Annotated in this window: 16 protein-coding genes; 3 read left to right on the forward strand and 13 right to left on the reverse strand. The window is 65.1% G+C overall.

The window, feature by feature from the left end; translation table 11 throughout:
- Positions 1–30: 30 nt before the first annotated feature.
- The 11 genes from trpB to Q4S45_RS13590 form a co-directional block, all read right to left on the reverse strand.
- Positions 31–1,278, reverse strand: a complete 1,248-nt coding sequence (trpB, locus tag Q4S45_RS13540) for a tryptophan synthase subunit beta (protein WP_305504996.1) — start codon at positions 1,276–1,278, stop codon at positions 31–33.
- Complete coding sequence (locus tag Q4S45_RS13545; protein ID WP_305504998.1) at positions 1,262–1,954, reverse strand: phosphoribosylanthranilate isomerase; 693 nt, start codon at positions 1,952–1,954, stop codon at positions 1,262–1,264. The genes trpB and Q4S45_RS13545 overlap by 17 nt, the downstream gene beginning before the upstream one ends.
- A gap of 107 nt (positions 1,955–2,061) precedes the next feature.
- Complete coding sequence (gene truA, locus Q4S45_RS13550; RefSeq protein WP_305505000.1) at positions 2,062–2,859, reverse strand: tRNA pseudouridine(38-40) synthase TruA; 798 nt, start codon at positions 2,857–2,859, stop codon at positions 2,062–2,064.
- A gap of 24 nt (positions 2,860–2,883) precedes the next feature.
- On the reverse strand, positions 2,884–5,625 hold the full coding sequence (locus tag Q4S45_RS13555) for a FimV/HubP family polar landmark protein (RefSeq protein WP_305505002.1): 2,742 nt from the start codon (positions 5,623–5,625) through the stop codon (positions 2,884–2,886).
- Between the two features lie 345 nt (positions 5,626–5,970).
- Positions 5,971–7,098, reverse strand: a complete 1,128-nt coding sequence (gene asd / locus Q4S45_RS13560) for an aspartate-semialdehyde dehydrogenase (RefSeq protein WP_305512107.1) — start codon at positions 7,096–7,098, stop codon at positions 5,971–5,973.
- Between the two features lie 93 nt (positions 7,099–7,191).
- The gene (leuB, locus tag Q4S45_RS13565; protein ID WP_305505004.1) at positions 7,192–8,265 is read right to left on the reverse strand and encodes a 3-isopropylmalate dehydrogenase; all 1,074 of its coding nucleotides are present in this window, start codon (positions 8,263–8,265) and stop codon (positions 7,192–7,194) included.
- Positions 8,266–8,287: 22 nt separating this feature from the next.
- Entirely contained in the window at positions 8,288–8,935 is a 648-nt protein-coding gene (gene leuD / locus Q4S45_RS13570) for a 3-isopropylmalate dehydratase small subunit (protein WP_305505006.1), read from the reverse strand.
- A gap of 54 nt (positions 8,936–8,989) precedes the next feature.
- Positions 8,990–9,112 (reverse strand): entericidin A/B family lipoprotein, encoded by a 123-nt coding sequence (locus Q4S45_RS13575; protein WP_305505008.1) that lies wholly within the window; start codon positions 9,110–9,112, stop codon positions 8,990–8,992.
- Positions 9,113–9,143: 31 nt separating this feature from the next.
- Positions 9,144–10,547 carry a 3-isopropylmalate dehydratase large subunit gene (leuC, locus tag Q4S45_RS13580; protein ID WP_305505010.1) on the reverse strand — a complete coding sequence of 468 codons (1,404 nt, stop codon included), beginning with the start codon at positions 10,545–10,547 and terminating at the stop codon, positions 9,144–9,146.
- Between the two features lie 255 nt (positions 10,548–10,802).
- Positions 10,803–12,671, reverse strand: coding sequence for a chemotaxis protein CheA (locus tag Q4S45_RS13585; protein ID WP_305505012.1), 1,869 nt, complete (start codon positions 12,669–12,671; stop codon positions 10,803–10,805).
- Entirely contained in the window at positions 12,671–13,495 is an 825-nt protein-coding gene (locus Q4S45_RS13590; RefSeq protein ID WP_305505014.1) for a protein phosphatase CheZ, read from the reverse strand. Before Q4S45_RS13590 ends, Q4S45_RS13585 begins: the two co-directional genes overlap by 1 nt.
- Positions 13,496–13,872: 377 nt before the next feature.
- Here Q4S45_RS13590 and Q4S45_RS13595 point away from each other — a divergent pair, with 377 nt between their 5' ends.
- The 3 genes from Q4S45_RS13595 (at position 13,873) to Q4S45_RS13605 (ending at position 16,364) form a co-directional block, all read left to right on the forward strand.
- Entirely contained in the window at positions 13,873–14,337 is a 465-nt protein-coding gene (locus Q4S45_RS13595) for a universal stress protein (RefSeq protein WP_305505016.1), read from the forward strand.
- 123 nt (positions 14,338–14,460) lie between these two features.
- Positions 14,461–15,105: a response regulator transcription factor gene (locus tag Q4S45_RS13600; protein ID WP_305505018.1), complete on the forward strand. Its 645-nt coding sequence runs from the start codon at positions 14,461–14,463 to the stop codon at positions 15,103–15,105.
- 455 nt (positions 15,106–15,560) lie between these two features.
- Entirely contained in the window at positions 15,561–16,364 is an 804-nt protein-coding gene (locus Q4S45_RS13605) for a Crp/Fnr family transcriptional regulator (RefSeq protein ID WP_305512108.1), read from the forward strand.
- 54 nt (positions 16,365–16,418) lie between these two features.
- On the opposite strand, the gene Q4S45_RS13610 is transcribed toward Q4S45_RS13605, so the two are convergent.
- On the reverse strand, positions 16,419–17,297 hold the full coding sequence (locus Q4S45_RS13610) for a PhzF family phenazine biosynthesis protein (protein WP_305505020.1): 879 nt from the start codon (positions 17,295–17,297) through the stop codon (positions 16,419–16,421).
- Positions 17,298–17,382: 85 nt separating this feature from the next.
- On the reverse strand, positions 17,383–18,429 hold the full coding sequence (locus Q4S45_RS13615; RefSeq protein ID WP_305505022.1) for a glycine zipper 2TM domain-containing protein: 1,047 nt from the start codon (positions 18,427–18,429) through the stop codon (positions 17,383–17,385).
- Positions 18,430–18,529: the final 100 nt, after the last annotated feature.

The following is an 18,529-nucleotide window of genomic DNA, read 5'->3' on the forward strand; positions in this document are numbered from 1 at the left end:
GTGGATGGGAACGGGCGTTTCAGCGTTCGGTCAGCTGAAATCGAGCCCCATCCTCTCTGCCACGGTGTGCATGTCCTTGTCGCCGCGGCCGGATAAATTCACCAGGATGATCTGGTCCTTCGGCAGCGTGGCCGCCAGCTTGGTCGCGTAAGCGATCGCGTGCGACGATTCGAGCGCCGGGATGATGCCCTCGATGTGGCAGCAGTCGTGGAACGCGGCCAGCGCCTCGTCGTCGGTGATCGACACGTATTGCGCGCGCCCCAGGTCCTTCAGCCACGCATGCTCCGGACCCACGCCGGGATAATCGAGGCCGGCCGACACCGAATGCGTCTCGATGATCTGGCCGTTCGCGTCCTGCAGCAGATAGGTGCGGTTGCCGTGCAAAACACCCGCGATGCCGGCGGACAGCGAGGCGGCGTGCTTGCCCGATTCGATCCCCTCGCCGGCCGCTTCGACGCCGATCAGCTTGACGTCCTTCTGGTCGATGTAGGGATAAAAAATCCCCATCGCGTTGGAGCCGCCGCCGATACAGGCCAGCACGTAGTCGGGCTGGCGCCCCGTCATCTCGGGCATCTGCTCCAGGCACTCCTCGCCGATCACCGACTGGAAGTCGCGCACCATCATCGGATACGGGTGCGGGCCGGCTACGGTGCCGATGATGTAGAAGGTGTTTTCGATGTTGGTGACCCAGTCGCGCATCGCTTCGTTGAGGGCGTCCTTGAGCGTCTTCGAGCCCGATTCGACCGGCACCACGGTGGCGCCCAGGAGCTTCATGCGGTACACGTTCTGCGCCTGGCGCCTGACGTCCTCGCTGCCCATGTAGATCACGCATTCGAGGCCGAAGCGAGCGCAGATGGTGGCGGTGGCCACGCCGTGCTGGCCGGCGCCGGTTTCGGCGATGATGCGCGGCTTGCCCATGCGTTTGGCCAGCAGCGCCTGGCCGATCACGTTGTTGATCTTGTGGGCGCCCGTGTGGTTCAGGTCTTCGCGCTTGAAGTAGATCTGCGCGCCGCCGATCTGCTCGGACCAGCGCCTGGCGTGGTAGATCGGCGAAGGACGTCCGACGAAGTGCTTGAGCTCATAGCGAAACTCGTCGAGAAATTCGGGGTCGTGGCTGTACTTGGCGTACGCTTCGCTCAGCTCGGCCAGCGCGTGGCTGAGCGTCTCGGCGACGAAGGAGCCGCCGTAGGGGCCGAAGTGGCCGCGGGCGTCGGGAAGCTGGTAGTCGGTGGTCTGGAACAATGGCGCGGCCGGGCCGCGTTCAGGAGCTGCTTTCATGAGGATTGTCGCTTTCGTAGGTGGCGTCTGCCGCCCGCACCGCATCGATGAAGGCGGCTATCTTGCGGGCGTCCTTGATGCCCTTCTGCGCTTCGACACCACTGCTGATGTCGACGGCGAAGGGACGAACACGTACGACCGCGTCAGTCGCGTTGTTTACGCTCAAGCCACCACTTAAAACGGCCCGAGGCGCGAGCTCTTTTGGGATGAGAGACCAATCAAAAACCTTTCCTGCCCCACCGTAGGCGTCCACAAAGGTGTCGAGCAACAGGCTCGAGAACAAGGGACTGGCGGCGCGGTATTGATGCTCATATTCTAGCAAATCGGCTGCAGACGTGTCGGGCTTCATCCGGAACACGCGCATGAAGGGGCGCCCGACAGCGGCGGCGATGGCGGCGCACTGTTCGGGCGTCTCGTCGCCGTGGAACTGCAGCAGCGCGAACGGCGCGTGACGCGCCACTTCCACCACCTCGTCGAGAGTCGCGTTGACGAACAGGGCCACCGGCGTGACGAACGGCGGCAGCGCCGCGATCAGCGCGCCAGCCTGCTGCGCGGTGACGTAGCGTGGGCTGGGCGCGTAGAACACGAAGCCGAGCGCGTCGGCGCCCGCCTGGACGGCGGCGCGGACATCTTCTTCGCGGGTGATCCCGCAGATTTTGATACGGGTACGGTGCATGGTAGCGGCCTGCAGCTTCGGGGTCTGGTCCTGCGGACCTGACCCCATGTTGAAACTCTCCGGTGAAATTAGAATGGGGTCAGGTCCGCAGGACCAGACCCCAACGATCAGAACCAGGGCAAGGGGCTGACCGCTTCCTGCGGCAGTCCCCACTTCGGATCGTAATCTATTTTGGCCAGGTACAGGCCGTCGGGCATGAATGTGGGCGCGGCGTCGTTGCGGTCGCGCCCCGCCAGCACGTCGGCCAGCCAGGACGGCGAATGGCGCCCGTTGCCGACGTAGATCAGGGACCCGATCAGGTTGCGCACCATGTGATGCAGGAAGGCGTTGGCGCGCAGCGTAAACACCAGCGCCTCGCCGCGCCGCTCCACCGACACCTCGTGCATCTGCTTGATGGGCGACTTGGCCTGGCACTGCGAGGAGCGGAACGCCGAGAAGTCGTGGATGCCGACCAGGTGCTGGGCCGCCTCGCGCATGCGCTCGAGGTCGAGCGGGCGGAAGGTCCAGCCGGCGCGGCCCACCAGCAGCGGCGAGCGTACCGGGTTGTTGTAGAGGACGTAGTGATAGGTGCGCGCCCGCGCCGAGAAGCGCGCGTGGAATTCGTGCTCCGGATCGTGGGGGATTTCGCTGGCCCAGCGCACCGCGATCGAGTCGGGCAGGAAGGCGTTCACGCCGCGCACCCACGACTGCATGTCGCGCGTGAGGTCGGTGTCGAAGTGAACCACCTGTTCGAGCGCGTGGACACCGGTGTCGGTGCGGCCGGCGCAGGTGGTGGCGAAGTCGGTCCGGCCGAATTCGCGCAACGCGATTTCGAGCCGGTCCTGCACGGTGTTTTTATCTAGCTGTTTCTGGTAGCCGCTCCAGGGCGACCCGTCATACTGGACGCCGAGTGCTATCCGTTTCAAATCATATCCATTACTTGTTGTGTCTTATGCCAGCTTGGCGCGCATGTCGTTGGCCTTGCTGACCTGGTCCGCGCTGCCGCCCTTGATGACTTCGTCGAGCAGTTCGCGTGCGCCTTCCTTGTCGCCGATCTCCTGGTAGGCGATCGCCAGGTCAAGCTTGGTTTCCATTTCCATGTGCGAGGCTGACAGGTCGGCCTGGCCCACCGGCGCCACTTCTTCGGCCGCCAGCACGGGCAGGCTGTCCGTCGGCAGGTCCAGGTCGATGCCGGACATGTCGAATTGCGGCGCGGCCGTGAAGGTCGGCGACGCGGCGAAACTTGGCGCGGCTTGCGGCAGTTCCGGCAGCTCCGGCAGCGCGAACGGGTCTTCCGCGGGAGCCGGCGCCGCGGCGGGCGTGGCCGGCAGGTCGAAGTTCATCGCGTCGAGGTCGGCCAGCGGATGGGCTGCGGCGGCTGGCGCCTCTTCAGGGAGCGTCGGCAGGTCGAAGCTGTGCACCGGGTCGGCCATGTGGATGTCGGCCGGCAGTTCGGCGTGGCTGGAGAAGTCCAGGCGGATGTCGTCCAGCGCCTTTTCCTCGACCGCCTGGGTCGCCGCGGCAGGCGGCGCATCGAAGTCCATGTCGAAGGCCATGTCGAATGACTGCTCCGGCTCGGCAGGCGGCGCCGGCGCGACGATCGGCTCGGCCGTGAACTCCATCTCGTGCGGATTGGCTTGCGCCGCCGCGGCCGAAGGCGCAGGCTCCGTATTGGTGACCGGCTCGAAGCTCAGGCCCCCCAGGTCGAAATCGAGCGTGTTGTCGTCCGCCGGCGCGGCGGCGGCCTGCACCTGCTCCGGCTCGGGCAAGGCGGTCGGCTCGCTGTCGGCAAAGGTCAGGTCCATCAGGTCCGGCTCGGCCGACACGCCTTCTTCGTGCATCTGGTTGAGGATGGCCTGCTCGGCGATCGCTTCCGGGGTGGCGGGAGCTGCCGCCGCGGCGCCGGCTGCGCTTGCGTACAGCGGATTGGCCGGATCGATCGTCATGCCCAGCGCGGCGGCCTGCGCCCAGTCCTCGCCCTGCCCTTTGGTCAGGCCGTACATCTCGCCGGCCTGGGTTTCGAACGAGCGCTGATCCTTGCGGGCGGCGTAAATCTCGAGCAGCTTGAGGCGGACCGGCATGCGCTCCGGATGGGTGCGCAGCGCTTCCTTGAGAATCTCCTCGGCCTGGGCGTCGCGGCCGTAGGCGATGTACACGTCGGCTTCGGCGACCGGGTCGACCTCATTGGTATCGAGCTGGCTGGCCGACGGCGCGAAGCTGGAGTTGAATACGCTGTTGCTGGTGTCGACGCTCTGGCCGCCGGTTTCGGCAAACATCGACTGCGCGTGATCGGTCGGCACGCCAAGGATCGATGGCTCGGCCGGCAGAACCTCGTCCTTCTTCTTGCGGCGCGAGAGCCCGAACGCGGCCAGCAGCAGCACGGCCAGTCCGGCGCCGATGTAGGTGATGTTGTCCATCAGCGTGTCGGCCAGGGTCGGCTCCGGCGCTGGCGGCGGCGTGGTGAGCACGCGCTTCGGCTTGACCGGGGCCGACACCGCGGGCGCGGGCGCCTGGGCGGCCGGCGCGGGTGCGGTCGCCGCCGGCGCCGTTTCCGCCATCGCGGTCTTGGACGCTTCGGTGCCCGACTTGCTCTTGACGACCATCAGCTTCTCGAGGTCGTTGACGTTCTTTTCGAGTTCCTTCACGCGGGCGGTGGCGTCGGCCAGCGCGCGCTCCTTGGCGATCTTGTCTTCGGCTTCCAGCGCCGCGCTCTTGCCGCTTGCCCCGCCTCCCGCGCCGGCCTTCGACAGCTTGAGCTGGTCCTTCGATTCGTTGGCGGCGGTCGGGCGTTCCTCGACCTTGGCGGTGATCTTGCCGGCCGCGCTTTGCGTGGCCTCCGGGGTCCTGGACGGCGCCGCGCTGGCGACCTGGCCAGCCAGCTTGTTGCGGTAGGCGTTGAAGTCGGCCGCGTGGGCCACCACGACGCCGCGCGCCTCGCCTTCGGACGCGCCGCGGATCGCGTCGGAATCGGGCACCGTCAGGATCTGGCCGGACTTCAGGCGGTTCATGTTGTTGCCGATGAAGGCGTCCGGATTGGCGCGGTACAGCGCGACGAGCATCATGTCGAGCGAGATGTCGGCCGGCTTGAGGCGCCCGGCGATGCGGCCCAGCGTGTCGCCGGACCTGACCCTGTATTCGGTGGTGTCGACGTTCGCCGCGCGCGGCGACTCCGCGCGCTCGACCTTCGGACGGACCGGCTGCGCCGCCTGCGGGGCAGGCTGCGAAGGCTGCGGCGACGGCGCGGACTCCTGGACCGGCTGGCGTGCCGGCGCGGCGGCGCGCGTGCTTTGCGGGACCGCCACCGGCGCGGCTGCGACCTGCGCCGGCTGGGTAGCGCGCAGTTCGGCCGGGTCGAGCAGGAAGGTGTATTCGCGCACCAGGCGGCCGCTGTTCCAGCTCAGCTCCAGCAGCATGTCGACGAACGGTTCATTGACCGGCTGCGACGAACTGATCCGGATGAACTGGCGGCCGTTGCGCTGCTCGACGGCGAAGCGCAGCGACATCAGCGCCGGATTGAACTCGATGTTCGCGGCCCGGAACGCATCGGCCGGCGCCAGCTTGGCGACCAGGCCGTTGGCCTCCTCGGCCGACACCGCCGTCAACTCGATTTCGGCGCGCAAAGGCTGGCCGAGCGCGGAAAGAACGGTCAGCTTGCCGAGTCCTGCCGCGGACGCAGCGGAGGAAAAAAACACCGCGCCGGCGACTGCGCCGTAAAGGGTTTTCAGCGCTAACGACAGAATCCGTGGGCGAGTTTTCAAATGCATAATGGGCAGCGTCTTAAGAGTTGTCGAGGGGCAAGGCATGTCCCGGGAGGTCCCAACATATCATCATGCTCTGGAGCATGCAAGCTTTAGGGGAGTTTCCCCAGCTACAACGCAAAGTATGTGAGCAGGATGCTCATTTAACGCGACTTTTTTGCACATCCCACGCTGTTTTTTCGACCATGCTACAGAATGAAAACAGCGCTGTAAACCGGACCGGGCCGAAGAACTCCGGCCGGGTTTCATGCAACCCGAATAACGACCGTTAACAGAAGCTTATTTGTCGAGCACGATCCGCAGCATGCGGCGCAGCGGCTCGGCCGCGCCCCACAGCAACTGGTCGCCGACCGTGAACGCGGACAGGTATTCGCCGCCCATCGACATCTTGCGCAGGCGCCCCACCGGAATGGTCAGACTGCCCGTGACGGCCGCCGGCGACAGGTCGCGCATCGACGCTTCGCGGTTGTTCGGCACCACCTTCACCCACTGGTTGTTGGAGGCGATGATGTCGTTGATCTCGTCGAGCGGCACGTCGCGCTTCAGCTTGATGGTCAATGCCTGCGAGTGGCAGCGCATCGCGCCGATGCGCACGCACAGGCCGTCCACGGGAATCGCCGCCGTGCCGAACGCCTCGCCCAGGCCGAGGATCTTGTTGGTCTCGGCGCCGGCCTTCCATTCTTCCTTCGACTGGCCGTTGCCCAGGTCCTTGTCGATCCACGGGATCAGGTTGCCGGCCAGCGGCACGCCGAACTGCTTGGTCTCGTCGCTGGACAAGCCATGCTGGGTCGCCAGCACGGTGCGGTCGATTTCGAGGATGGCCGATGCGGGATCGTCGAGCAGGCCGCGCACGGCGCCGTTGATGGTGCCGAATTGCGTGAGCAGTTCGCGCATGTGCTGGGCGCCGCCGCCCGATGCGGCCTGGTAGGTCATCGACGACATCCAGTTGACCAGCTTGTGCTCGAACAGGCCGCCCAGGCCCATCAGCATGCACGACACCGTGCAGTTGCCGCCGATGTAGTTCTTCACGCCGCGCGTCATCGCGTTCTTGATGACGTCGAGGTTGACCGGGTCGAGCACGATGACGGCGTCGTCGTTCATGCGCAGGGTCGAGGCGGCGTCGATCCAGTAGCCGTTCCAGCCGGAGGCGCGCAGCTTCGGGAACACCTCGCTGGTGTAGTCGCCGCCCTGGCAGGAAATGATGATCTCGCATTTCGACAGCTCGGCGATGTCGCTCGCGCTTTTCAGCGTGGTTTCGTTCTTCGCCATCGCCGGCGCCTTGCCGCCCGGGTTCGAGGTGGTGAAGAACACCGGTTCGATATGCTCGAAATCGCCCTCGTCGCGCATGCGCTGCATCAGGACCGAACCGACCATGCCGCGCCAACCTACCAAGCCTACTAATTTCATCATCTTCTCTCTTCAATCCAAAAATTAATTCGTGCGCTTATCGACGTGCGCGTGCAAAGGCGGGGTCAGGTCCGGCGGACCTGCCCCCATGTTTCAGTTGGCCAGCGCCTTCACCACTGCGTTGCCCATTTCTTCGGTGCCGACCTTGGTGGTGCCTTCTTCGTAGATGTCGGCCGTGCGCAGGCCGTGAGCGAGCACCTTCTTGACCGCGTTCTCGATGCGCGAGGCCTGCTCTTCGCGGCCCAGCGAATAGCGCAGCATCATCGCCGCCGACAGGATGGTCGCCAGCGGATTGGCGATGCCCTTGCCGGCGATGTCGGGCGCCGAGCCGTGCGACGGCTCGTACAGCCCTTTGTTATTGGCGTCCAGCGACGCCGACGGCAGCATGCCGATCGAGCCGGTCAGCATGGCGGCGCAGTCGGACAGGATATCGCCGAACATGTTGCCGGTGACGAGAACGTCGAATTTTTTCGGCGCGCGCACCAGCTGCATCGCGGCGTTGTCGACGTACATGTGATCGAGCTCGACGTCCGGGTACTGCTTGTGTACATCGGTGACGATGTCGCGCCAGAACTGGAAGGTCTCAAGCACGTTGGCCTTGTCCACGCTGGTGACGCGGCGCTCGCGCTTGCGCGCGGCCTGGAAGGCGACGTGGGCGATGCGGCGAATTTCGGACTCGGCGTAGCGCATCGTGTCGAAGCCTTCGCGCTCGCCCTTGAACGGGCCGTCGGGACACTCGCGCACGCCGCGCGGCTTGCCGAAGTAGATGTCGCCGGTCAGTTCGCGGATGATCAGCATGTCGAGGCCGGAGACGACTTCGGGCTTGAGCGTGGAGGCGCCGGCCAGTTCGGGATACAGGATCGCAGGACGCAGGTTGGCGAACAGTCCAAGCTCGCGGCGCAAGCCGAGGATCGCCTGCTCGGGACGCAGCGAGCGCTCGAGCGCATCGTACTTGAAGTCGCCGACGGCGCCGAACAGCACGGCGTCCGCGGACTTGGCCAGCGCCAGCGTGCCCTCCGGCAGTGGATGGCCGTGGGCGGCGTAGCCGGCGCCGCCGACGTCGGCGGTCTCCATCTCGAACTTCTCGCCCAGGACATTGAGCACCTTCACCGCTTGCGCCATGATTTCGGGGCCGATGCCGTCGCCGGGCAGGATTGCGATCTTCATGTTCTTGGTTTCCGGATGATTGTTAGATGACGTTGGCGAGCCACGGCTGGCTGGCCAGGTGGCGCTCTTCGAAGGCGCGGATTTCGTCGGCGTGGCGCAGCGTGAGGCCGATGTCGTCGAGGCCGTTCATCAGGCAGTATTTACGAAACGGATCGATCTCGAACTGGTAGCTGATGCCGCCGTCGGCCGTGGACACGCGCTGCTGCTCGAGGTCCACCACCAGGCGGAATCCCGGGAAGGCCTTGACTTCGTTGAACAGGTGGTCGACCTGCGACTCGGGCAGCACGATCGGCAGCAGGCCGCTCTTGTAGCAGTTGTTGAAGAAGATGTCGGCGAAGCTAGGCGCGATGATGGCGCGGAAGCCGTACTGGTCGAGCGCCCAGGGCGCGTGCTCGCGCGAGGAGCCGCAGCCGAAGTTTTTACGCGCCAGCAGGATGGAGGCGCCGTGGTAGCGCGGCTGGTTCAGCACGAAGTCGGGATTGAGCGGACGGCGGCTGTTGTCCTGGCCCGGCTCGCCGTGATCGAGGTAGCGCCATTCGTCGAACAGGTTGGGGCCGAAGCCGGTGCGGCGGATCGACTTTAAAAACTGCTTCGGGATGATGGCGTCGGTGTCGACGTTGGCTCGGTCCAGGGGAGCCACCAGGCCTTCATATAGCGTGAATTTTTCCATGACAGCTCTAAAAATGGGGTCAGGTCCGCAGGACCAGACCCCTTGACGAAGCGGTTATTTGCGGCCGGCGCCTTCGACGACCTGGCCGACCTTTTGCACATCCTTGCCCATGCCGGCGATGGTGTTGCAGCCGGTGAGGATCAGGGTGATGGCTGCCAGTGCGAATACGTTTTTCATAGTTGTTGGACTCTTTTTTGTAGTTTTGGTTTCAGCGCAGTGCGCGTACATCGACGAAATGGCCGGTGATGCCGGCCGCCGCCGCCATTGCGGGCGACACCAGGTGGGTGCGCCCGCCCTGCCCCTGGCGACCTTCGAAGTTGCGGTTCGAGGTCGAGGCGCAGCGCTCGCCCGGCTCGAGCCGGTCGGCGTTCATTGCAAGGCACATCGAGCAGCCTGGCTCGCGCCATTCGAAGCCGGCGTCCTTGAAGATCTTGTCGAGGCCTTCGCGCTCGGCCTGGTCTTTCACCAGCCCCGAACCCGGCACCACCAGCGCCAGGCGCACGTTCGAGGCGCGCTGCTTGCCGCGCACGACCGCCGCGGCGGCGCGCAAATCCTCGATGCGCGAGTTGGTGCAGGAGCCGATGAAGACCTTGTCGATGCGGATGTCTTCGATCGGTGTGTTGGGCTTGAGGTCCATGTAGACCAGCGCCTTTTCCATCGCATCGCGCTTGACCGCGTCGTGCTCCTTGTCGGGGTCCGGCACGCGGCCGTCGATCGCGGTGACCATCTCGGGCGAGGTGCCCCAGGTGACCTGCGGCTTGATTTCCGCGGCGTCGAGCGTGACGACCATGTCGAACTTCGCGCCGGGGTCGGAGTGCAGGGTGCGCCAGTAGGCGACCGCGCGCTCCCAGTGCGGGCCGGCCGGGGAAAACGGGCGGCCCTTGACGTAGTCGATGGTGGTGTCGTCCACGCCGATCATGCCGGCGCGCGCGCCCGCTTCGATCGCCATGTTACAGACCGTCATGCGGCCCTCCATCGACAGCGAGCGGATCGTCGAGCCGCCGAATTCGATGGCGTAGCCGGTGCCGCCGGCGGTGCCGATCTTGCCGATCACGGCCAGCACGAGATCCTTGGCGGTGACGCCGTGCGGCAGCGCGCCGTCCACCTGCACCAGCATCGATTTCGATTTTTTTGCCAGCAGGGTCTGGGTCGCCAGCACGTGCTCCACTTCGGAGGTGCCGATACCGTGCGCGAGGCAGCCGAAGGCGCCGTGGGTCGAGGTGTGCGAGTCGCCGCAGACGACCGTCATGCCGGGCAAGGTGGCGCCCTGCTCCGGTCCGATCACGTGCACGATGCCCTGGCGCTTGTCGTTCATGTTGAAGTACGTGAGGCCATAGCTCTTCGCGTTGGCGTCGAGCGTTTCGACCTGCAGGCGCGAGGTGGGATCGGCGATGCCGTCGCGGCGGTCGGTGGTGGGCACGTTGTGGTCGGCCACGGCCAGGTTGGCGGAGGTGCGCCACAGCGGGCGGTGCGCCGCGCGCAGCCCGTCGAACGCTTGCGGGCTGGTCACTTCGTGCACCAGGTGGCGGTCGATGTAGAGGACCGTCGTGCCGTCGTCGTCGGCACGCACCACATGCGATTCCCAGAGTTTGTCGTAGAGCGTTCTATTCATGTCTTTAAGGTGAAACCCAAGATGAAACGACTGCGTGGATCAGGTAGCTCAATTGATTATGCCATATTTGTGCACTGCGTCAGTAGCGGTGGTCATTTTGAACATTGTTTGCATGATCTGCAATTTATGCAAATTTTCCGTGCAATGAAAACTTAAATTGCAAATAAAAAATGCCCGCTGGGTGCCAGCGGGCATTTTCGTGTGTTTCGCCGGTGCGCGGATCTTTCGCCCGCGCAGCGGATTTGTGCGTCTAATTTACGCGGCGAGCTTCACCGTCCCCCGGCAGCCGTCCATCAGGAACGACAGGCCCACCACCAGTACCAGTTCGCCTTCGGCCGAACGCGCGGTGCCGGTGATGCCTTCGACCGAAATGGCGGTCATCGGCTTGATCACCAGGTCGGCGGTGCCGTCCACCGCGGCGACCGCGAGGATGTACGGCTGCGGCGCGGCGACGACGATGCCGACCTTCTCCGAGCACGCCTCGTAGCCGAGCGCGCCGGCCAGCGAGCGCACCGGCAGCGGACGGCCCTGGTCCTTCAGCACCGGGGCGCCGCCGACGTTCATGAAGGTGTCGGGCAGTTCGACCACGCGCTGGACCACCGCCATCGGCAGGGCCAGCGCGGCGCCGGAAGTCGACACCAGCATGGTCGGCACGATCGACAGTTCGATCGGCAGGCGGATCGCGAACTTGGTGCCGTGGCCGAGCGAGGATTCGATATGGATCGCACCGCGGTTCTTTTCCACCGCGGTCTTCACCACGTCCATGCCGACGCCGCGGCCCGACACAGAGGTGGCCTGCTCCTTGGTCGAGAAGCCCGGCAGGAACACCAGCTGGTAGGCTTCTTCGTCGCTCGGGGCGCCGTTCTCGTTGATCAGGCCTTTTTCGAAGGCCTTCTTGCGCAGCGCGGCCGGGTCCATGCCCTTGCCGTCGTCCTGCAGCACGATCATGACGCTGTTCGCTTCCTGCCATGCCTTGAGCGAGATGTAGGCCTTGGCCGGCTTGCCGGTGGCGACGCGCTGCTCGGGCGACTCGACGCCGTGATCGAGCGCATTGCGCAGCATGTGCACCAGCGGGTCGTACAGGCTGTCGACGACGACGCGGTCCACTTCGGTCTCGGCGCCTTCGATGGTCAGCTCGACGTCCTTGCCGAGGTCTTTCGCCAGCTCGCGCACCAGGCGCGGGAATTTCTGGAACAGGCGGCCGACCGGCTGCATGCGGGTCGCCAGGGTGGCGCGCTGCAGTTCGGCGGAGTAGCGCGAGGCGCGTTCCAGCGTTTCGGTCAGGGTCGCCATCAGGCTGGCGGCGGGACCGTCGAATTTGAATTGCGACAGGCGCTCGAGCAGCACTGCCGCCTGGTTCGCGGCCTGCACCGATTCGCCGGCCACTTCGAGCAGCGCGTCGAGCTTGACGGCGTCGACGCGAATCGAGTCTTCCTTGGCCGGCGCTGAGGCGGCGCGGAACTCCTGCACTTTTTCTTCGCGGCGCTCGGTGCCGTCCCAGGCCTGCTTGGCCGCGGCGGCGGCGGCCGACAGCGGCGCCGCTTCCACCGCGGCGGCGCGCGCGGCGGCGACCGCCTCATCGCGCTTGCTGACCGCCGGGGTGTAAGTCCCTGCCGGCACCACCGCCATGTACATCGCCTCCCAGTCCAGGCCATCCGGGCCCGGAGCGGTGACGACAGCGGCGGCGACTGGGGCCGGCGCCGCGACTGGCGCAGGCGCAGCCTTGGCCGGCACGTTTTCCTTGCCTTCGATGGCGTCGACCAGGATGCGTTCGAGCGAGTCCGGCATCGACGCCAGCTGCTCGGGCGCGGCGCCGTTATTCAGGTCGGTGAGCTGGTCGGCGACAAAGCCCGACGCCTGCAGCGCGGCCTCGATGGCCAGCGGGGTGACCGGCGCGGCGCCGTTGCGCAGCGCGTCGAACAGGTTTTCGGTGAGGTGGCAGGCGGCCACCATCGCCGTCAGGTTCATGAAGCCGGCGCCGCCTTTGATCGTGTGAAAGGAGCGGAACACCGCGTTGAGCGTTTCCTTGTTGTCGGGATCGCGCTCGAGCCGCAGCAGGTGCTCTTCCACGTTGACCGCCAGATCCATCGCCTCGACGACGAAATCCTTGAGCATATCGTCCATCAGAACCCCAGATCGGCAAGAAGGTCGTCGACATTATCCTGGTCCAGCGCCATCGACGGCACGGACGGGCCGGACATCAGCGCCGGCTTGGCGGCGGCGAGCTTTTCGCGCACCGCCGGCGGCGCGTTGTCGCGCAGCAGCTGGGCGAGGTCGTGCTCGACGGTCTTGGTGATCGCGACCACTTTCTTGATCAGCTGGCCGGTGATGTCCTGGAAGTCCTGGGCCATCATGATGTCGAGCAGGCGGGCCTTTTCGGCGTCGGTCGCGGCGGTCACGGCCTGGGCGAACTGGCGCGAGTCGCCGGCCAGCGCCTTGAACTGGTCGATCGACAGCTTGCCGTCGAACAGCTCGGCCCAGCGCGTTTCCATTTCCTTGGCCTGCTTCGCCAGCACGTCCTGCGCCGGCATGCCGTCGTCGAGGGTGTTGAGCACCTTGTTGGCGGCCTGCTCGGTCAGGGTGGCGACGTATTCCAGGCGGTCCTGGGCGTCGACGATCTGCGACGACGCTTCGGTCAGGGCCTTGTCGTAGCCCAGCTCGCGCAGCGAGTCGTGCAGCAGGCGCACGATGCCGCCGAGGCGCTCGAACATCGGATTGTTGGCGCCGGCGGCGTCGGCCGGCGCGGCATCGGCCTCGCCAGCGACAGGCGCGGCGGCGGCGGGCTCGGGCGGACGCGCGGCGGCGACCTGATCGAACAGTGCCTCCAGGTCGTCTTCCGCGGCCGCTGCCGGGACTGGCGCGGCGGCAGCCGGCGCTACCGGCGCGGCGTCGCGCTGCGCGGACACCTCGTCGAATAGTGCGTCGAAATCATCAGCGGCGTTGGTCATACCTGCTTCTCCATAATTTGCTAATTTGCAATGATCTATTGCGGTGTCGGGGTGGGGCTGTGCGGGGTCCGGGCAAAGCGGAAGCGGAGCTCGATCCGCGTTGCCACGAGTTTAGCAGCGTAGTTGCCGTTGGTAAATCTCCCGGCGCAAGGCTTGATTGATTTCAATGGGGGAACTTATCGCGATGCCAACCAAATCGCGTGATAGCAACACTTTTGAGCGAAGAAGTGTTGTATTTCGTCGCGCCGGCGGTACGCACGGGGCCGGCAGGAAGCGCCGAGAGTTCACTGTTGAGCAAGATCAATCGTGTGCGTTCTTACAATAGGCCAAACCCCAACTACAATACAAAATGACATCTCTTGTCGGAGGAGCACAGCATGTACCGGAAAATTCTGATCACGACTGATGGTTCGGCGGTATCGAAGCACACCGCCTGCGCCGGGGTCAAATTCGCCCAGCAGATGGGCGCCGAGGTGCTGGTGCTGTTCGTGGCGCCCGAGTACCAGTATCCGGTGTACGTGGAAATCATCCCGCCCTCCTACCCGATCGAGGAAGAATACGTCGAGACCATGGAGCGCACCGGCGCCGAGCACACCGCGCCGATCGAGGCCGAAGCGGCCAAGTGCGGCCTGGTGCACAACGCGATGACCGCGTTCGCCGACTCGGCGGCGCTGAAGATCGTCGAGGTGGCCGAGGAACGCGGCTGCGACCTGATCTTCATGGGCTCGCACGGACGCAGCGGCTGGGGTCAACTGTTGCTCGGAAGCGTCACCAACAAGGTGCTGTCGCATACCCAGAAGCCGGTGCTGGTGCACCGTCTTATCAAGGAACCGGGCGCGTAGTGCACGATCGCCGTTTCGTCAACCTATCATTTACGGTATTGCGCCCGGACGCAGGATGGACGTACGCTTGGATGTACGCCAGGCCCGAAGCTGCGGCAACCCTCTTATCTATATGGCGACCTTATGATCCGTATTGTCATTGCTGACGACCACACGATCATGCGCGAAGGACTCAAGCGCATCCTCGACGGCGCCGCCGACATCGATATCGTCGGCGAGGCCATCAATGGTTTCGAAGTGCTCGCGCACGTGCGCCAGGGCGGCTTCGACCTGCTGCTGCTCGACCTGTCGATGCCGGGGCGCAGCGGCGTCGACCTGATCCGCCAGATCAAGAGCGAATCGCCGAAGCTGGCAATGCTGATCCTGACCATGCACGAGGAAGAGCAGTATGCGGTGCGGGCGATCCGCGCCGGCGCCCAGGGCTACCTGACCAAGGAAAGCGCGGGCACCCAGCTGGTCGGCGCGATCCGCAAGGTGGCGTCGGGCCGGCCCTACATCAGCACCGAAGTGGCCGAACAACTGGCGTTGAATATCATGACGCCGAACGAGCAATTGCTGCACAAGCAACTGTCGGACCGGGAATTCGAAGTGTTTTCGCTGCTGGTGGGCGGCAAGTCGATCACCGAAATTGCCAACAGCCTGCACCTGTCGGTGAAAACCGTAAGTACCCACAAGACGCGTATCATGCAGAAGATGGGAATGACGTCGCTGTCCGAAATGGTGCAGTACGCAGTCGCGCACCGCCTCTTGTCGCCTTTCAAAACCTGAAACGGCCAAAAGATTTAGACCATGGCCTGGAGATTTCGTGCCATTCGTGTCGCGTAGTTGGTACCTAGCAGTTTCCTATTACCCCGATTGGCAATTCCGCCCATCCAGCTGTTTTCACTCTGGCGATTCGTTGCCGACGTAAGAGTTCTCCTACACTCTCGCGCCCCTTCCTACCGTCAGATTCAGTGTTCGCTGATATCCATGCCGAACTCGTGTTGGCATACTGAATTCAGCGATCCGACTTGCTCGCGGTAATTTTCATTTACGTGAGTTTGGCCCAGCGCACTGTTCCATCACTGTTGAAGCACCGGTCCCGGCGGTTACTCGATCGATGTTCCCACTTGTGATCGCCTGCAGCCTGAAACTAAAAGTTCCTTCACATGGAGATGAGAATAATGTCCACGCAAACGTCAGAACCACGTTCCACTTCCTCGCCGAACATGCACTCGTCTCCGATGGAAGCTGGCCGCCAGCGACAAGGACGGCTGTGGTCAAACCTGAAAGAAGTCTGCGACTTGCTTCACATCACCGCCGCGGTGTCGGTCAACACCGAAGAATTGCTGTTCCAGCACGTCCAGTTCAAGACCGGCCAGCGCGTGCACACCATCGGCCAGGCCTTCGACACCTTGTACATCGTCAACTCCGGCTTCCTCAAGACGGTGCTGATCGACGAATTCGGCAACGAGCAGGTGCTCTCCTTCCCGATGAAGGGCGACATGCTGGGCGTGGACGGCATCCACACCCGCCACTACGCCTCGGAAGCGGTGGCGCTGTCGGACTGCGACCTGATCCTGCTGCCGTTCAAGAAGCTGACCGCGCTCGGGCGCGTGCACCAGGAACTGGAAAACGTGATGTACGGCGTGATGAGCCGGGAACTGGTGCGCGAGCAGGCCATGATCGGCATGCTCGGCGCCCTGTCGGCCGAAGCGCGGGTGGCGCGCTTCCTGGTGTCGCTGGCCGACCGCTTCGCCGCGATGGGCTACTCGAGCAAACTGTTCAACCTGCGCATGACGCGCCACGAGATCGGCAGCTACCTGGGCCTGACGCTCGAAACGGTCAGCCGCACGCTGTCGGCGTTCAACGAAATCGGCCTGATCACGGTGGACCAGCGCACCATCGGCATCAAGGACGCCGAGGCGCTCAAGACGCTGCGCCGGCTGCCGCCTTCGCGTTCGCGCACCAAGCAGGCCACCGCCGCCAAGCAGAAGGTCGAAGCCGACACGCCGGGCGACGACCAGGTCCTCGCCACGACGGCCTGACCGTCCCCCGAACCCCTTTTCACCCGCCGCATGGCGGGTTTTTTGTTTCTGCCGTCAGACCCGAAGGCTCCCCTCGATGCAGGTGACCGCCTTGCCGGCGACCCGGATGCGGCCGGGCGATACCGACAGCCGCACCACGCCGGCCCGGCCCACCACCACGCCCTCGGCGGCGATGAAGTCGCTGCCGAAATGGTGCACCTGGCCGCTGTCACGGATGAAGGCGCCGACCGCGCCATTGCCGCTGCCGCACACGGGATCTTCATCGATGCCGTGCGCCGGCACGAAGGCGCGCACTTCGATGCGGGCGCAGTGGCCGGCCGGGTATTCACCGAACACCACGATGCCGGTGATGCCGATCCGCAGATCGTGCGCCTTCATGCGCGCCATATCGGGCTGCAGCGCCAGCACCGCTTCGGCCGACTCGAGCTGCACGGTCAGCCAGCGCGGACCGACATCGACGATCTTCGGCGGCGGCTCCCGTTCCAGCGAGGCGCCGAGGATCATCTCGAGCTCCCCGACATGGTCGGCCGACAGGGACGTGAACCTGGCGGCCGGCAGGTCGAAGGCAATCCAGCGCTCGCCGCCCGCCTCGGCCGACACTTCAAGCCTGACCAAGCCGGCCGCGCACTGCTGCACCAGCACGCCGTCTTTCGGCTGCACGGCGCCGGACTCGATCAGCGCATGCGCGGTGCCGATGGTCGGATGGCCGGCGAACGGCAGTTCGGCGTTCGGGGTGAAGATGCGCAGCCGGTAGTCGGCGCCGGCCTCGGTGGCGGGCAGCACGAAGGTGGTCTCGGACAGGTTGGTCCAGTTGGCGATCCGCTGCATCTGGATGCCGGAGAGGCCCTCGCCTTCGAGCACCACGGCAACCGGATTGCCCATGAATCGGACGTTGGTGAAAACGTCCACCTGCTTGAATGAAAGGCTGCGCATGGATCCCTCGAACGGTGAGCGATCCTCATTCTAATGAAAAAAGCCGGCCCTTGCGGGACCGGCTTCGGGCGATCACTGACGAGGATCAGTTGTCGCGCGTGAGCACGCCGTCGTTGACTTTCACCTTTTCGCCGACACGCAGGCCAGGATCGTTAGCGTACTGCACGGTCTGGGTGCCGCCGTTGGCGAAGCGGATCACCACTTCGAAGTGACGGGTCTGGCGCGCATTGTTGCGCTCGATGTTGCGGCCGGCATAGGCGCCACCCAGTGCACCGGCCACTTCGGCCGCCGTACGGCCGCTGCCGCCGCCCACCTGGCTGCCCAGCAGGCCGCCGACCACTGCGCCGCCCAGCGTGCCGATGTAGTTGCCTTCGCCGTTCACTTCGATCACGTTGATCGCCTCGACCGTTGCGCAGTTGGTGCAGTAGCGCACGACGCGGGCGTCCGACGTCAGCGGCGCCGCGCCGGCCATCAGCAGCGGCTTGTTCAGCGTTGCGGTCGCCACGCGGCCGTTCAGGCGCATGGTGGCGGTGACCGGGGTGGTCGGCATCAGGTGGTCGCCGCGGCGAATGACGTAGGAACCTTCATAGTCGCCCGGACGCACTTCCGGCATGAAGAACACGCCGCGTGTGCCCGAGATCGCCATCTCGACCTTGGCGCCCGGCGTGCCGTGCAGATGGAAGTTCAGCTCGTTGCCCGGACGCAGGTCCGATTCCGGCGCCACGTCGAAACGCTCGACGCGCGGCATGTCGGCCAGGTCGCCGCGACCCGGAACGTCATGGCGGCCATAACCACGCACCAGCGATTCGCTCAGCACGCCGGTGGTCACCTGATTGCCGACGCGCAGGTTGGCCGTCACCGCGCTGTTGGCGGCGATGCGGTCGCGGGTGCCGACCGTGTAGGTGCCTTCATACTGGCCCGGCGCGGTTTCGGTCAACTGCAGGCCGCGGCGGGCGCCGGCGATCTGCAGGTAGACGCGGCCGCCTGGCGTGCCGTAGACGTCGAAGTTCAGTTCTACGCCAGGCGTAATGCGGCGCACTTCGTCGACATTAAAGCCCCGGATCACGGGCACGTAGGCCCGCTCGGAGGTGTTGTATTGCTGGGCCTGGGCAGGCGCTGCGGCGAGGGTCATGGAAAACAGTGGCAGCACTGACACCAGTCCGGCGATGAGTTTTTTTGACGTTTTGATAATATTCTCCTTGGATGTTGGACTGCGGCGCTTAAGTATTTAC

The sequence above is a fragment of the Massilia sp. R2A-15 genome (genome assembly GCF_030704305.1).
In the GTDB taxonomy this organism is placed as follows: domain Bacteria; phylum Pseudomonadota; class Gammaproteobacteria; order Burkholderiales; family Burkholderiaceae_D; genus JAFCUW01.

What these genes read in the sequence shown, in the direction of transcription:
- Q4S45_RS13585 (WP_305505012.1), bottom strand. Translation starts at nt 12,671, where the DNA reads ATGGACGATATGCTCAAGGATTTCGTCGTCGAGGCGATGGATCTGGCG.
- Q4S45_RS13545 (WP_305504998.1), bottom strand. Translation starts at nt 1,954, where the DNA reads ATGCACCGTACCCGTATCAAAATCTGCGGGATCACCCGCGAAGAAGAT.
- leuD (WP_305505006.1), bottom strand. Translation starts at nt 8,935, where the DNA reads ATGGAAAAATTCACGCTATATGAAGGCCTGGTGGCTCCCCTGGACCGA.
- Q4S45_RS13615 (WP_305505022.1), bottom strand. Translation starts at nt 18,429, where the DNA reads ATGACCCTCGCCGCAGCGCCTGCCCAGGCCCAGCAATACAACACCTCC.
- Q4S45_RS13605 (WP_305512108.1), top strand. Translation starts at nt 15,561, where the DNA reads ATGGAAGCTGGCCGCCAGCGACAAGGACGGCTGTGGTCAAACCTGAAA.
- leuC (WP_305505010.1), bottom strand. Translation starts at nt 10,547, where the DNA reads ATGAATAGAACGCTCTACGACAAACTCTGGGAATCGCATGTGGTGCGT.
- trpB (WP_305504996.1), bottom strand. Translation starts at nt 1,278, where the DNA reads ATGAAAGCAGCTCCTGAACGCGGCCCGGCCGCGCCATTGTTCCAGACC.
- Q4S45_RS13575 (WP_305505008.1), bottom strand. Translation starts at nt 9,112, where the DNA reads ATGAAAAACGTATTCGCACTGGCAGCCATCACCCTGATCCTCACCGGC.
- Q4S45_RS13610 (WP_305505020.1), bottom strand. Translation starts at nt 17,297, where the DNA reads ATGCGCAGCCTTTCATTCAAGCAGGTGGACGTTTTCACCAACGTCCGA.
- Q4S45_RS13590 (WP_305505014.1), bottom strand. Translation starts at nt 13,495, where the DNA reads ATGACCAACGCCGCTGATGATTTCGACGCACTATTCGACGAGGTGTCC.
- leuB (WP_305505004.1), bottom strand. Translation starts at nt 8,265, where the DNA reads ATGAAGATCGCAATCCTGCCCGGCGACGGCATCGGCCCCGAAATCATG.
- asd (WP_305512107.1), bottom strand. Translation starts at nt 7,098, where the DNA reads ATGAAATTAGTAGGCTTGGTAGGTTGGCGCGGCATGGTCGGTTCGGTC.
- Q4S45_RS13595 (WP_305505016.1), top strand. Translation starts at nt 13,873, where the DNA reads ATGTACCGGAAAATTCTGATCACGACTGATGGTTCGGCGGTATCGAAG.
- Q4S45_RS13600 (WP_305505018.1), top strand. Translation starts at nt 14,461, where the DNA reads ATGATCCGTATTGTCATTGCTGACGACCACACGATCATGCGCGAAGGA.